9 protein-coding genes are annotated in these 14,473 nt (G+C 56.1%); 5 read left to right on the top strand and 4 right to left on the bottom strand.

What is annotated here, in order from left to right:
* The first annotated feature begins 1 nt into the window (after nt 1).
* Nucleotides 2-499, top strand: coding sequence for a ClpXP protease specificity-enhancing factor (gene sspB / locus ACMGG1_RS02020; RefSeq protein WP_046372555.1), 498 nt, complete (start codon nt 2-4; stop codon nt 497-499).
* Nucleotides 500-565: 66 nt separating this feature from the next.
* Here the strand turns inward: sspB and ACMGG1_RS02025 are convergent, their stop codons facing one another.
* From ACMGG1_RS02025 to gltB, 3 genes are all read right to left on the bottom strand, one after another.
* Nucleotides 566-1,045: a hypothetical protein gene (locus ACMGG1_RS02025; RefSeq protein WP_020831834.1), complete on the bottom strand. Its 480-nt coding sequence runs from the start codon at nt 1,043-1,045 to the stop codon at nt 566-568.
* A gap of 171 nt (nt 1,046-1,216) precedes the next feature.
* Entirely contained in the window at nt 1,217-2,635 is a 1,419-nt protein-coding gene (locus ACMGG1_RS02030; RefSeq protein ID WP_044553650.1) for a glutamate synthase small subunit, read from the bottom strand.
* An 11-nt stretch (nt 2,636-2,646) separates the two neighbouring features.
* Nucleotides 2,647-7,107: a glutamate synthase large subunit gene (gene gltB / locus ACMGG1_RS02035; RefSeq protein ID WP_116691670.1), complete on the bottom strand. Its 4,461-nt coding sequence runs from the start codon at nt 7,105-7,107 to the stop codon at nt 2,647-2,649.
* Nucleotides 7,108-7,802: 695 nt separating this feature from the next.
* On the opposite strand from gltB, the gene ACMGG1_RS02040 reads away from it, so the two are divergent.
* The 4 genes from ACMGG1_RS02040 (at nt 7,803) to mtgA (ending at nt 12,792) form a co-directional block, all read left to right on the top strand.
* Complete coding sequence (locus ACMGG1_RS02040) at nt 7,803-8,729, top strand: TIGR01212 family radical SAM protein (protein ID WP_392457915.1); 927 nt, start codon at nt 7,803-7,805, stop codon at nt 8,727-8,729.
* Between the two features lie 104 nt (nt 8,730-8,833).
* Nucleotides 8,834-11,173: an aerobic respiration two-component sensor histidine kinase ArcB gene (gene arcB, locus ACMGG1_RS02045; RefSeq protein ID WP_046372558.1), complete on the top strand. Its 2,340-nt coding sequence runs from the start codon at nt 8,834-8,836 to the stop codon at nt 11,171-11,173.
* Nucleotides 11,174-11,410: 237 nt separating this feature from the next.
* A complete protein-coding gene (elbB, locus tag ACMGG1_RS02050; protein WP_400826820.1) occupies nt 11,411-12,064 on the top strand; it encodes an isoprenoid biosynthesis glyoxalase ElbB in 654 nt (217 codons plus the stop codon).
* On the top strand, nt 12,061-12,792 hold the full coding sequence (gene mtgA / locus ACMGG1_RS02055; RefSeq protein ID WP_020831828.1) for a monofunctional biosynthetic peptidoglycan transglycosylase: 732 nt from the start codon (nt 12,061-12,063) through the stop codon (nt 12,790-12,792). Before elbB ends, mtgA begins: the two co-directional genes overlap by 4 nt.
* Before the next feature lie 55 nt (nt 12,793-12,847).
* Here the strand turns inward: mtgA and ACMGG1_RS02060 are convergent, their stop codons facing one another.
* Entirely contained in the window at nt 12,848-14,410 is a 1,563-nt protein-coding gene (locus tag ACMGG1_RS02060) for a S10 family peptidase (RefSeq protein WP_414161125.1), read from the bottom strand.
* Nucleotides 14,411-14,473: the final 63 nt, after the last annotated feature.

Raw genomic sequence — 14,473 nt, forward strand, 5'->3', positions numbered from 1 at the left:
CATGGATATGTCTCAGATGACACCACGCCGTCCGTACTTGCTGCGGGCGTTCTATGACTGGTTGCTGGACAATCAGCTAACACCGCATCTGGTGGTAGATGTGACGCGTCCTGATGTGCAAGTGCCGATGGAATTCGCCCGCGATGGACAGATTGTTCTGAACATTGCGCCGCGTGCGGTGGGCAATCTGGAACTGGGCAACGACGAAGTGCATTTCAACGCACGTTTCGGCGGTGTGCCGCGTCAGGTTTCTGTGCCAATGGCAGCCGTGCTGGCGATCTATGCGCGTGAGAACGGTGCAGGCACCATGTTCGAACCGGAAGCCGCTTATGAAGCGGAAGGCGCGTTTGAAGGCCTGGACAATGAGACGATCCCATCGGAAAGCCTGATGTCGGTGATTGATGGCGATCGGCCGGATCTGAGTGAAGATAACGATTCGGACGATGAACCGCCTCCGCCGCCACGTGGTGGCCGCCCGGCACTGCGCGTGGTGAAATAACCTCGCGGTAGTGAACACCAAAGGTCGCTTCGGCGACCTTTTTTATTGCCTGCGATCCAGCTTGGCTTAGCTTTTCAATGAGGCGATACAGGCGTCACGCGGTGCACTGAGATCGCCGATACGGACGGTGGTGAGTGCATGGGTGGCGCGCTGCTTGAACGTGGTGATAGCGGTATCACCTTGCACTTCCGGCGGCGCGGTACAGATATCGTTGATCGGTAAGTTATTGCCTTTGTCGAGGGCATGCAGCACCGCCGCGGGGTTATAGACCAACGCGGAAGACAGGGCTGACTTCACGCCGGCAGTAAATGAGGCGTTACCGCCATTGGCCAGTTTAGGGGCCAGCGCGATCCAGTTATCGTCGCCCAGTTTGATGTTTTTTTCTACCGCGGCAAGCTGGCCTGCTTTAGCCAGTTGTGCGACCACCGACGCCGCACCGCGTGCCTCAATGTTATAACCCACTTCCTGAGAGTCGAGCGACATGGCCAGTGAATTGAAGCTGACAACCAGCAGTGCGCCAGTCAGTAAGGCAAAGGAGAATTTCATGGTTAGCTATCCTTATCAAGATATCAGACGCAGCAGCGCCCCTGAGTGATGCTAACTCAATACTATAGCGCGTTGGGCAAAAGGGGGTGTTACAAAGCGTGTGGGCTGCGGTGAAAAAACAAAGGCCCGGCAGTTTTGGCTGCGGGCCCTTGGGGGGAAGTCAGCGAAAAATTACACTTCCAGATAGCTCATGATGCCATCGGCGGCTTTACGTCCTTCGGCAATCGCCGTCACCACCAGGTCAGAACCGCGTACCGCATCGCCACCGGCGAAGATTTTCGGGTTGCTGGTCTGGAAGGCGTTATCGGTGCTTTCCGGTGCTACGATACGACCTTGCTTGTCGAGCTCGACGTCGTGGGCAGCCAGCCAGTCCATCTGGTGCGGACGGAAACCAAACGCCATGACCACGGCATCGGCATCGATAACGTGCTCGGAGCCTGGCACCTGTTCTGCAACCTGACGACCATTGGCATCTGGCGCGCCCAGCTGGGTACGAACCATTTTCACACCGGCGACGCGGCCGGCGCTGTTCAGTTCGATGCTCAGCGGCTGCAGGTTGAATTTGAAATCAACCCCTTCCTCACGCGCGTTTTTCACTTCACGCTTGGAGCCTGGCATGTTGGCTTCATCACGACGGTAGGCGCAGATAACCTCGGTGGCGCCCTGACGGATAGAGGTGCGTACGCAGTCCATCGCGGTATCACCGCCGCCCAGTACCACCACGCGCTTGCCTTCCATGCTGACATACGGTTCATGCTGCTCGGCTTGATAACCCATCAGCTGTTTGGTGTTGGCGATCAGGAACGGCAATGCGTCATAGACTCCCGGCGCGTCTTCATTCTCCAGACCACCACGCATCGACTGATAAGTACCGACGCCGAGGAACACCGCGTCAAACTCACTCAGCAGCGTTTCCATGGCGATGTCTTTGCCCACTTCAGTGTTGAGTTGGAATTCAATGCCCATCTCGCTGAAGATGCCACGGCGCTTCACCATCACTTCTTTTTCCAGCTTGAAGGCCGGAATACCGAAGGTCAGCAGGCCACCGATCTCGGGATGACGATCGTAAACCACCGCTTTCACGCCGTTGCGGGTCAGCACATCGGCACAGGCCAGACCGGCAGGACCGGCACCGATCACCGCCACCCGTTTGCCGGTAGGCAGTACATGGGACATGTCCGGCTTCCAGCCCATTTCGATCGCTTTGTCGCTGATATAGCGCTCGATGTTACCGATGGTCACCGCACCGAACTCATCGTTGAGAGTACAAGAGCCTTCACACAGGCGATCCTGTGGGCAAACGCGGCCGCAGACTTCCGGCAGGCTGTTGGTCTGGTGCGCCAGATCCGCCGCCTCCATGATGCGACCTTCATTCGCCAGCTTCAGCCAGTTCGGGATGTAGTTGTGAACCGGGCATTTCCATTCGCAATAAGGGTTACCGCAAGACAGGCAGCGGTCCGCCTGCGCTTTCGCCTGAGTTTCCGAAAACGGCTCGTAAATCTCTACAAACTCAATTTTACGGATCTTCAGCGGTTTCTTTGGCGGATCAACGCGCTGCAGGTCGATAAATTGATAAACATTCTGACTCATTTAATGACCTCTTACTGCGCCTGAACCCGCAGCTCGGCTGCGGAACGACTACGGTGACCCAACAATGCTTTGACATCACTGGACTTCGGCTTGACCAGAGCAAACTTCGGTGCCCATTCCGGCCAGTTGGCCAGGATCTCTTCCGCACGCGAAGAACCGGTCGCCTGCACGTGCTCGGTAATCAATCCGCGCAGGTGCTCTTCATGAATTGCCAGTTGGTCGACATCCAACACTTCCACCAGTTCTGGGTTCACACGTTTACGGAACTCGCCGTCTTCATCCAGCACGTAGGCGAAGCCGCCGGTCATGCCCGCACCAAAGTTGATGCCGGTTTTGCCCAGCACGCAGACGATGCCGCCGGTCATGTATTCACAACCGTTGTCGCCGATGCCTTCTACCACGGTGATGGCACCGGAGTTACGTACGGCGAAGCGTTCCCCCGCACGGCCCGCAGCGAACAGCTTGCCGCCGGTAGCGCCGTACAGGCAGGTGTTGCCGATAATGCTGGCTTCATGACTGCGGAACGCGGAGCCAATAGGTGGACGCACGGCGATACGGCCGCCTGCCATGCCTTTGCCAACGTAGTCGTTGGCGTCGCCGGTCAGGGTTAGTTCTACGCCGCCCGCATTCCATACGCCGAAGCTCTGGCCGGCGGTACCGGAGAAGTAGGCCTTGATCGGATCGGCCGCCATGCCCTGGTCACCGTGCACGGTAGCGATGGCTCCGGACAGGGTAGCGCCCACTGAACGGTCGGTGTTGCGGATATCGAAGTAGAAGGCTTTGCTGCTTTTCGCTTCAATATGCGGTTCCGCCTGCGCCAGCAGATCCTTGTTCATCAACCCTTGGTCGAACGGCGGGTTGCTGCTTTCGGTGCAATACAGCGCCTTGCCCGGATGCGGCGTGGCGGTTTTCAGCAACGGCGACAGATCCAGCTTGTTCTGCTTGGCGGAGATACCGTCCAGTTCGGTCAGGAAATCGGTACGACCAATCAGATCCACCAGTTGGCTAACCCCTAATTGCGCCATGATCTCGCGGGTTTCGCGCGCGATAAACTGGAAGTAGTTGGTCACGCGTTCCGGCAGGCCGTGGTAATGATCGCGGCGCAGTTTTTCATCCTGAGTTGCCACGCCGGTAGCGCAGTTGTTCAGGTGACAGATACGCAAGTACTTACAACCCAGCGCCACCATTGGACCGGTGCCGAAGCCGAAGCTTTCCGCACCCAGAATTGCCGCTTTCACGATATCCACACCGGTTTTCAGGCCACCATCCACCTGCAGGCGAATTTTATGGCGCAGGCCGTTGGCCACCAACGCTTGCTGGGTTTCCACCAGGCCCAATTCCCACGGACAGCCGGCGTATTTCACTGAAGACAGCGGGCTGGCGCCGGTGCCGCCGTCGTAGCCGGCGATGGTGATCAGATCGGCATAGGCTTTCGCCACGCCGGTGGCGATGGTGCCCACGCCCGGTTCGGAAACCAGCTTCACCGAGATCATGGCCTTCGGGTTGACCTGTTTCAGGTCGAAAATCAGCTGTGCCAGATCTTCAATCGAGTAGATGTCGTGGTGCGGTGGCGGCGAAATCAGCGTCACGCCCGGTACCGAATAACGCAGCTTGGCGATATAAGGGGTAACCTTATCCCCCGGCAACTGGCCGCCTTCACCCGGCTTGGCTCCTTGCGCCACTTTAATTTGGATCACATCGGCATTCACCAGGTAAGCCGGCGTCACGCCGAAACGGCCGGATGCCACCTGCTTGATGCGCGACACTTTGTTGGTGCCGTAACGGGCCGGATCTTCACCGCCTTCGCCGGAGTTGGAGAAACCGCCGAGGCTGTTCATGGCGATCGCCAACGACTCGTGCGCTTCCGGGCTCAGGGCACCGATGGACATTGCTGCGGTATCGAAACGTTTGAACAGCGATTCAGCAGGTTCAACCTGATCAACCGGAATTGGCGTGCCCTTCGGCGTGATGGCCAACAGGTCGCGCAGCATGGCCACCGGGCGCTCGTTCACCAGCTTGGCGTAAGCCTGATAGTCGCTGTATTTGCCGCTGTGCACTGCCGTTTGCAACGTGCTCACCACGTCAGGGTTGTACGCATGGTACTCGCCGTCGTGGACGAACTTCAGCAGGCCGCCCTGTTCCAGCGGTTTACGTTTCAACCACGCACGCTTGGACAGGTTCTGCAGATCCTGTTGGATGTCGCTGAAGCTGGCGCCGCCGATGCGGCTGACCACGCCCTGGAAACACAAATCGGACAGATCGCGGTGCAGGCCGACGGCTTCGAACAGCTTGGCGCAGCGGTAAGAGGCGATAGTAGAGATGCCCATTTTGGACATGATCTTGTATAAGCCTTTATTGATGCCGTTACGGTAGTTCAGCATCACTTCACGGTATTTCTTGTCGATTGCCTGGGTATCTACCAATTTGGCCAGCGTTTCGTAAGCCAGGTAGGGGTAGACCGCCGTCGCGCCAAAGCCTAACAGCACGGCGAAATGGTGCGGATCGCGAGCGCTGGCGGTTTCAACAATGATGTTGGCGTCGCAGCGCAGGCTTTTCTCGACCAGACGGGTCTGGATCGCACCAACGGCCATTGGTGCAGGCACCGGCAGGCGTTGGGGGGTGATGGCGCGGTCTGACAGCACCAGCAGCACGGCGCCGTCGCGGACTTTACGTTCCGCTTCGTCGCACAGCGAACGGATGGTCTGCTCCAGATCCTGCTCCGCCGGATCAAAGGTCAGATCGAGCGTGTCGGCCCGATAGTATTCGCCTTCCAGCGTAGTGAGCTGTTTGAAATCGGAGTACAGCAGGATCGGCGATTTGAAGCTTAAACGGTGCGCCTGGCCTTCGGCCTCGCAAAACACGTTCATTTCGCGGCCGATGCTGGTGGCCAGCGACATGACGTGCGCTTCGCGCAGCGGGTCGATAGGCGGGTTGGTCACCTGCGCGAACTGCTGACGGAAATAGTCATAGATGATGCGTGGGCGGCTGGACAGCACGGCAAACGGGGTATCGTCACCCATTGAGCCGGTAGCTTCCTGGCCAATCTCGCCCAGTACGCGGATCACCTGATCCAGTTCTTCGCTGCTGTAGCCGAACTGTTTCTGATAAGTCTCGAGCTGCGAATCGTCAAGCTCACGACTGCCGACCTGATCGGCCGGCAGGTCTTCGAACGGCACCAGCCGCTTGACGTTCTTTTCCATCCACTCTTTATACGGGTGGCGGCTTTTCAGATCGTCGTCGGTTTCGGCAGAGTGCAGGATCTTGCCGCTACGGGTATCGATCACCATCAGCTCGCCAGGGCCCACGCGGCCTTTCTCGACCACTTCATCCGGCTGGTAATCCCAGATGCCGACTTCAGAGGCACAGGTAATCAGCTTGTCTTTGGTGATGACGTAGCGTGCCGGACGCAGACCGTTACGGTCCAGGTTACAGGCGGCGTAGCGGCCGTCGGACATCACGATACCGGCAGGGCCGTCCCACGGCTCCATGTGCATCGAGTTGAAGTCGAAGAAGGCACGCAGATCGGTGTCCATATCCGGGTTGTTCTGCCAGGCTGGCGGAACCAGCAGGCGCATGGCGCGGATCAGGTCCATACCGCCTGCCAGCAACAGCTCCAGCATGTTATCCAGCGAGCTGGAGTCGGAACCGGTTTCGTTAACGAAAGGCGCTGCCGTTTGCAGATCCGGGATCAGCGGCGTCTGGAATTTATAAGTACGGGCGCGCGCCCATTGGCGGTTGCCGGTGATGGTGTTGATTTCGCCGTTGTGCGCCAGGTAGCGGAACGGCTGCGCCAGCGGCCAGCGTGGCACGGTGTTGGTGGAAAAACGCTGATGGAACAGGCAGATGGCCGATTCCAGACGCAGGTCCGCCAAATCAAGATAGAAACGGGGCAGATCCGCAGGCATGCACAGGCCTTTATAGATCGTCACCAGATTCGAGAAGCTGCATACATAGAAGCTGTCGTCCTGGACGCGCTTCTCGATACGGCGGCGCGCGATAAACAGGCGACGTTCCATATCGCGTGGGCGCCAACCGGCCGGGGCGTTAACGAAAATCTGTTCAATACGCGGCAGGGAGGAGAGGGCAATTTCACCCAAAACGTCCGGGTTGGTCGGCACTTCACGCCAGCCAACAACCGACAGCGTTTCGTTCTGCAGCTCTTCTTCTACAATGCGGCGGCTGGCACGGGCTTCCTCTTCGTTCTGGCTGAGGAACATCATGCCAACGGCGTAGTTCTTGGCTAAGCGCCAGCTGCGCTCTTCCGCCACCATGCGGAAAAAGCGGTCGGGCTTTTGTAATAACAGGCCGCAACCGTCGCCAGTCTTGCCGTCAGCAAGGATTGCGCCACGGTGCTGCATGCGGGCCAGTGCGTGAATCGCGGTACGCACGACCTTATGGCTAGGTTCGCCTTCTATGTGGGCGATCAGGCCGAAACCACAGTTGTCCCGCTCTTGGGATTTATCGTACAACATATCAGTGAACCTCCCCAGGCTCTGCGTGACTCTCACAACCGACTCACGAGCGGGCTTCTCAACGTCAGGCAGAAGTCCAATCAGCAAGCTGAATATCGCCGATCTGCTTTTCCGCCCTCCGTCAATGGCCTCTCGTGATGGTGCTCACAAGTGGTAAATGACTTGTTTTAAGAGGGAGTCTTAAATTACTGCATAAATATGACGAGACGTTTGCCCGTCCAGAAAGCTTCCAGCGGACTTCCAACTTAGCGAGAAAGAATACGCAGGTCAAATATAGGCCTAAGGGGGTTTTTTAATGAAATAACTGTATTTAATTATTTGATATTAATTGTTTTTTGGCGTTTTTTAAGCTTGCATGGAGGAGTGTCGTCCCCCGAAGAAATGTGAGCTGTCTCACTATAGTGCAACGCCTGAATCTCTGCACCATGCTAGTGCGGGTGGGAATGTCAGAGTTTTATTCTAATAACTTATTCTTTTTTGTTTTTTACAACTATTTTTCATCGCTTTGTCATACTGGCGTTAACGGTTGCGTGGAAATAAGAAAAATTCATCTCGGCCAAGATGATTTTATTTGCATTTATAATGAATAGTTATGCTTGGTGAAGCCTTGCGGAGAAAGCGTTGATCTCTGTCATCGCGGGAAAAGCCGTTTTTTATTAGCATCACGGGCTTTGAGCACAGAGACCCCCAAGATTATGCAGTTGCCGCAATTAGTCAATATGTTTGGTGCCGACCTTCAGCGGCGATACGGCGAAAAGATCCATAAACTCACCCTGCACGGCGGGTTCAGTTGCCCGAATCGCGACGGCACGTTGGGGCGTGGTGGCTGTACATTCTGTAATGTCGCTTCTTTTGCCGATGAACAGATGCAGCATCAAAGCATCGCCGAACAGTTGGCACTGCAGGCCGACAGGGTGAATCGCGCAAAACGCTACCTGGCCTATTTCCAGGCCTATACCAGTACTTATGCAGAAGTGAATCTGCTGGCGGAGATGTACCGCCAGGCGCTGGGACAGGCGGATATGGTCGGCATTTGTGTTGGAACCCGGCCGGACTGCGTGCCACCTGCCGCCCTGGATCTGCTGGCGAGTTACCGCGAAAAAGGCTACGAAGTGTGGCTGGAACTCGGGCTGCAGACGGCGCACGATAAAACGCTAAAGCGCATTAACCGCGGCCACAATTTCTCCTGTTATCAGCACACCGCCCGGCTGGCGCGCGAACGCGGGCTGAAGGTGTGTAGCCATCTGATTGTTGGGCTGCCGGGGGAAAGCGCCGCCGAACATCTGACCACGTTACAACGGGTGGTGGACAGCGGCGTGGATGGCATCAAGCTGCATCCGCTGCACATCGTGACCGGCAGCACGCTGGCGCGGGCCTGGCAGGCGGGTCGGTTGCCTGAACTGTCGCTTGAGGCATACGCCGCCAGCGCCGGAGAGATGATCCGCCACACGCCGAAGGAGGTGGTATATCACCGTATTTCCGCCAGCGCGCGTCGGCCGACGCTGTTGGCACCGTTATGGTGCGAAAACCGCTGGAACGGCATGCAGGCGGTCGGCGGCTATTTGCAACGCCATGGGGGGCAGGGCAGCCGATTGGATGAAAAGCAGCAATATCGCCCTTGATCGCTGTTTTGATTTGCAATCTTTCCCACACTTCGACGTTTGCTTCCTTATCTCCTCGGTGTTTTACGGTATGATTTAGACGATTCTGTCTGATGGGAGCGGCTATGAAGCAAATCCGGGTGTTAGCCCAGTACTACGTTGATTTAATGGTAAAACTGGGGCTGGTACGCTTTTCACTGCTGCTGGCGTCGGCGCTGGTGGTGCTGGCGATGGTGGTGCAGATGGCGGTGACCATGCTGCTGCGCGGCGAAGTGGAAAGCATCGACGTGGTGCGCTCAATCTTCTTCGGCCTGTTGATTACGCCCTGGGCAGTCTACTTTCTGTCGGTGGTGGTCGAACAGCTTGAAGAATCACGCCAGCGCCTGGCGCGGCTGGTAGATAAGCTGGAAGAGATGCGCCACCGCGATCTGGAGCTGAACCAGCAGCTTAAGGACAACATCAGCCAGCTGAATCAGGAAATTGCCGATCGTATCAAGGCGGAAGAAGAGCGCCAGCAGGTGATGGACAAGCTGACGGAAGAGATGGAACAGCGCGAACTGGCGCAAATCGAACTGGGCCAGCAGTCGGCGCTGTTGCGTTCTTTCCTCGATGCTTCACCGGATCTGGTGTATTACCGTAACGAAGACAAAGAATTCTCCGGCTGTAACCGGGCGATGGAGCTGCTGACCGGCAAAAGTGAAAAACAGCTGATTGGCCTGACGCCGTATGACGTTTACGGCCAGGAAATCGCCGAAAAGGTGATAGAAACCGATGAGAAAGTGTTCCGCCACAACGTTTCGCTGACCTACGAACAGTGGCTGGTCTATCCGGACGGGCGCAAGGCCTGTTTTGAGCTGCGCAAAGTGCCGTTTTACGATCGCGTTGGCAAACGGCATGGGCTGATGGGCTTCGGCCGCGATATAACCGAGCGTAAGCGCTATCAGGACGCGCTGGAGAATGCCAGCAGGGACAAGACCACCTTCATCTCCACGATCAGCCACGAGCTTCGTACGCCGCTTAACGGCATTGTCGGGCTGAGCCGCATTCTGCTCGATACCGAGTTAAACGACGAACAGTTGAAATACCTCAAAACCATCCATGTCAGCGCCATTACCCTGGGCAATATCTTCAACGACATTATCGAGATGGACAAGCTTGAGCGGCGCAAAGTGCAGCTCGACAATCAACCGGTAGATTTCACCGGCTTCCTGGCGGACCTGGAAAACCTCTCCGGCCTGTTGGCTCAGCCGAAAGGCCTGCAGTTTGTGATGGAGCCGCAGCAACCGCTGCCGCAGCAAATCATCACCGACGGTACCCGCCTGCGTCAGATCCTATGGAACCTGATCGGCAATGCGGTGAAGTTCACGCCGCAGGGGCAAATCGTGGTCCGCGTACGCCGCGAAGAGCAGGATCGGTTGGTGTTTGAGGTGGAAGACTCCGGCATGGGGATTCCGAAGGATGAGCAGGACAAAATCTTCGCCATGTATTATCAGGTCAAGGACCAGCACGGCGGCCGTCCGGCGACCGGCACCGGCATTGGGCTGGCGGTTTCCAAGCGCCTGGCGCAGAGCATGGGCGGCGATATCACTGTCAACAGCGTGCAAGGGCACGGTTCTTGCTTCACTTTGACCATCCAGGCGCCGGCGGTGAAGGAAGCGGAAAGTGAAACGCAGGCGGAAGAGGCCTTGCCATTACCGGCGCTGCATATCCTGCTGGTCGAAGATATCGAGCTGAACGTGATTGTGGCGCGTTCGGTGCTGGAGAAGTTGGGCAACAGCGTCGAAGTGGCGATGAACGGCAAGGATGCGCTGGCGATGTTTGATCCGGACGAGTTCGATTTGGTGTTGCTGGATATCCAGTTGCCGGACATGACCGGGCTGGATATCGCCCGGGTGCTGCGAGAGCGCTATGCCGGGCAGGCGCTGCCGCCGCTGGTTGCATTGACTGCCAACGTGCTGAAAGACAAAAAAGAGTATCTCGACGCGGGGATGGACGACGTGCTGAGCAAGCCGCTGTCGGTGCCGGCGCTGACCAAGGTGATTAAACATTACTGGGATCATCAACCCTCTCACACCACAAAGAAAATGGAGCAAAAGACGATGCAGATTAATGAGTCTTTACTGGATACCACCATGCTGGAACAGTACATGGACCTGGTGGGGCCGCAGTTGATCCATCAGAGCCTGGAGATGTTTGAGCAAATGATGCCGGGCTATCTGGCGGTGTTGGATTCCAATATGACCGCGCGTGATCAGAAAGGCATCACGGAAGAAGGGCACAAAATTAAAGGTGCAGCGGGTTCGGTGGGTCTGCGCCATCTGCAACAACTGGCACAGCAAATTCAAACCCCGACGTTGCCGGCGTGGTGGGATAACGTGCAGGACTGGGTGGATGAGCTGAAGCAGGAATGGCGTAACGACGTGCAGGTACTGCGGGCGTGGGTAGCGGAAGCTGAAAAAAAATGACCCCGACCTAGGCCGGGGTGCGCGAATATTGCGCCAACACCAGGGAAATTGTGAACCTGCGTATTGGATTTAGTGTTCTGGTCGAGCAGGTTGCAGAGAATTCCTAAACATCATACAGCCAACAACATAGCAAATGTAAGCGCTCTTGTTAGAAGATTCATTAAAATGTGTGATGTAGATTAGTGTTTGACTACTCCGAGCACTAACCAGTTGACAGTATCAACAGGAGGAAGGGTGATGAAAAACGTGGGTGTAGTGCTGAGTGGCTGCGGGGTTTATGACGGTACGGAGATCCATGAGGCCGTCCTGACGCTGCTGGCGTTGGACCGGGCAGGCGCACAGGCGGTGTGCTTTGCGCCTGACAAACCTCAACTTCATGTTATTAATCACTTATCTGGTGATGAAATGCCAGAGGCGCGCAATGTTTTGCTGGAGTCTGCACGCATTGCCAGAGGCAAGATCCAGCCGCTTTCACAGGCCGATGCCGACCAACTGGACGCCCTGATTGTTCCCGGTGGGTTTGGCGCTGCGAAGAACCTCAGCAGTTTTGCCAGCGAAGGGGCGGAATGCTGGATTGATAAAGATTTAGCGAAGCTAACGCAACAAATGCATAAGGCAAATAAACCAATTGGTTTTATGTGCATCGCGCCGGCGCTGCTGCCAAAGTTGCTGGATCAACAAGTGCGGCTGACCATTGGCAACGATCCTGACCTCGGTGAAGTGATTGATGCCATGGGCGGTGAGCCGGTCATTTGCCCGGTTGACGATATCGTGGTGGATATTGATAACAAAGTGGTGACCACGCCAGCCTATATGTTGGCGAAATCGATCGGTGAGGCCGCCCGCGGGATTGATAAGCTGGTTTCACGGGTGCTGGATTTGGCTGAATGAGAAAATCTGTGGGCAAATCGATGCTATCCCGGCCATGGTTTTGGCTGAAACGCGGATTGATCGCAGTGGTTGGTGCCTGGCTGCTGGGTATCCTGGTATTTGCTTTTTTACCGGTGCCTTTTTCTGCGGTGATGGTCGAGCGGCAGATCGGTGCCTGGCTGAGGGGCGATTTTGGCTATGTGGCGCACTCCGACTGGGTGTCGATGGACGAGATTTCCCCGCAGATGGCATTGGCGGTGATGGCGGCGGAGGATCAGAAGTTCCCGGATCACTGGGGTTTTGACGTGGCGGCGATAGAAAAGGCGTTCAGCCACAATGAACGTCGGCCCACGCGCATTCGTGGCGCTTCTACGCTGTCGCAGCAAACCGCGAAGAACCTGTTCCTGTGGGACGGCCGCAGTTGGTTGCGCAAAGGGTTAGAGGCCGGTTTGACCTCCGGCATCGAACTGGTGTGGACCAAGCGTCGGATCCTGACGGTATACCTGAATATCGTGGAGTTCGGTGACGGCGTGTTCGGCGTAGAGGAAGCGTCACGGCGCTACTTCAATAAACCGGCCAAGCGTCTGACTGCATCGGAGGCCGCACTGCTGGCGGCGGTGTTGCCCAATCCACATCGCTTCAAGGCCAATGCGCCTTCCGGCTATGTCATACAGCGACAGCAGTGGATCATGCGCCAGATGCGCCAGTTGGGTGGGGAAGGTTTCCTGAAAGAGAATAAGCTCGATTAACCAAGAGATACCCTGCTTTCGGGCAAGGTATCTCTCTTCGGCGACTAATACCACATCAGGACTTATTGCTGATGAATGCACTTAAATCTGCATGCATCTTTTTGAGCGATGGTTCATCCACGTACGGCATATGCCCGGTGTCATACCAATAGAAACGGATATTGTCGCGTAGTTTGGGCGACACGGGCAGATGGCTCATCTCATATTTGGCGACGAAATAAGGCGTTGCCAGATCGTAAACCCCGCCTATCACCATCACTCTCATTGCCGGATTCATTTTCATCACCCGCGACAGGCTCGGCAACACGTTAAACGATCTGTCGCGGCTGTTGCTGGACATGTTCCAGTCATAGACCTCATCGGAAAATGCGCGATAGTTTTGGTCGGCGCTAAAATGCAGCGTCTTGCCAAGATAATCGTGGAATTGCGCGACGTAGGCGGAGGTAATTGCACTGATGTTGGGATCGTAATTGGACGTTTCGGCGATATTATCCAGCGACGGCCCACGATAGCGGGTATCGATTCTGCCAATGGTCTCGTCCTGGCCGCTCAACAGTTGTTTGGCGAAAACCGGCCCACTCAGGCGCAGATTGGCCTTGAGCCAATAATCGGCCGAAATGCCGGTAAATTGGTAAAGTTGCTCGGCGAGCGTTTGACGATCTTTTTCAGGCAGATTGGCACCTTGCAGCAATGCCTGGGCATAAGTCCCCAGTGCAAACTTCTCGGCCTGGTCTAACAAGGTTTGCAGGCTCTGGTGTTTGTCCGGCAGCCGCTGGTGATACCACGCGCTGGCCGCGTAGGTGGGGAGTGCCAGGTAGTAAGGCTGATCGACGCCGGGGTTTTGATTGGGATCGTCGACATTGTTGTCATAGTTTAGAAACTGCGACATCAGAATAATGCCGTTAAGATCGATATTCTGATTTTTTAGCGTCTCGGCCAATACCACCGAGCGGGTAGTGCCGTAGCTTTCACCCAATAAATATTTAGGTGAGTTCCAGCGTTGGTAATGCGTTAGAAACTGAACGATAAACTGAGAAAAAGCCTGAGCATCGCCGTTGACGCCATAAACGTTGCTGGCACTCTGTGATTTTTGCTGCGCTCTCTCCGGTTGGCTGGCGGCACTGCTGGAAAAGCGGCTGTAACCCGTTCCGGGGGCATCGATAAATACCAGATCGCTGACGTTGAGCAGGCTGTATTGGTTATCGGTTAGTTGGTAAGGCGCCAGCTGTGTTTTCTCTGGCTGAGTAGCGATAACCCGTTTAGGCCCGAGTGCCCCCATATGCAGCCAAAGCGAGGCGGAGCCCGGCCCGCCGTTGTAGATAAAGGTAATCGGCCTGTTCTCGTTCTTATTCTCATTCTTTTTGAAATACGCGACATAGAACATGCCGGTCACGGGATCTTCCGGGTCGTCTTTACTCAATTCCAGCACCCCGGTTTGCGCCTGATAATTGATTTTTACCTGGTTGACCGTGATCGCGCCTTCGGTAGCAACGGTTTGATCGGCCATCGGGGCTAGGGCGTGCTCGGCGCGGGGTGCTTCCTGTGGCGGATTGGCGGCGGAAACTCCGGCGGTGAATAAAGAAACGGCAGTGAGAAAACCGATTAAAATTCTGTCCATTTGAATTTTATCCGTAATGAAGTGAGAGATGACTTTAAACGCGACTCATTAAACCAGGGTACA

Source organism: Serratia sp. BNK-12, from assembly GCF_047456085.1.
Lineage (GTDB): Bacteria > Pseudomonadota > Gammaproteobacteria > Enterobacterales > Enterobacteriaceae > Serratia > Serratia liquefaciens.

What these genes read in the sequence shown, in the direction of transcription:
- mtgA (WP_020831828.1), top strand. Translation starts at nt 12,061, where the DNA reads ATGAGAAAATCTGTGGGCAAATCGATGCTATCCCGGCCATGGTTTTGG.
- ACMGG1_RS02060 (WP_414161125.1), bottom strand. Translation starts at nt 14,410, where the DNA reads ATGGACAGAATTTTAATCGGTTTTCTCACTGCCGTTTCTTTATTCACC.
- gltB (WP_116691670.1), bottom strand. Translation starts at nt 7,107, where the DNA reads ATGTTGTACGATAAATCCCAAGAGCGGGACAACTGTGGTTTCGGCCTG.
- ACMGG1_RS02040 (WP_392457915.1), top strand. Translation starts at nt 7,803, where the DNA reads ATGCAGTTGCCGCAATTAGTCAATATGTTTGGTGCCGACCTTCAGCGG.
- sspB (WP_046372555.1), top strand. Translation starts at nt 2, where the DNA reads ATGGATATGTCTCAGATGACACCACGCCGTCCGTACTTGCTGCGGGCG.
- elbB (WP_400826820.1), top strand. Translation starts at nt 11,411, where the DNA reads ATGAAAAACGTGGGTGTAGTGCTGAGTGGCTGCGGGGTTTATGACGGT.
- ACMGG1_RS02025 (WP_020831834.1), bottom strand. Translation starts at nt 1,045, where the DNA reads ATGAAATTCTCCTTTGCCTTACTGACTGGCGCACTGCTGGTTGTCAGC.
- ACMGG1_RS02030 (WP_044553650.1), bottom strand. Translation starts at nt 2,635, where the DNA reads ATGAGTCAGAATGTTTATCAATTTATCGACCTGCAGCGCGTTGATCCG.
- arcB (WP_046372558.1), top strand. Translation starts at nt 8,834, where the DNA reads ATGAAGCAAATCCGGGTGTTAGCCCAGTACTACGTTGATTTAATGGTA.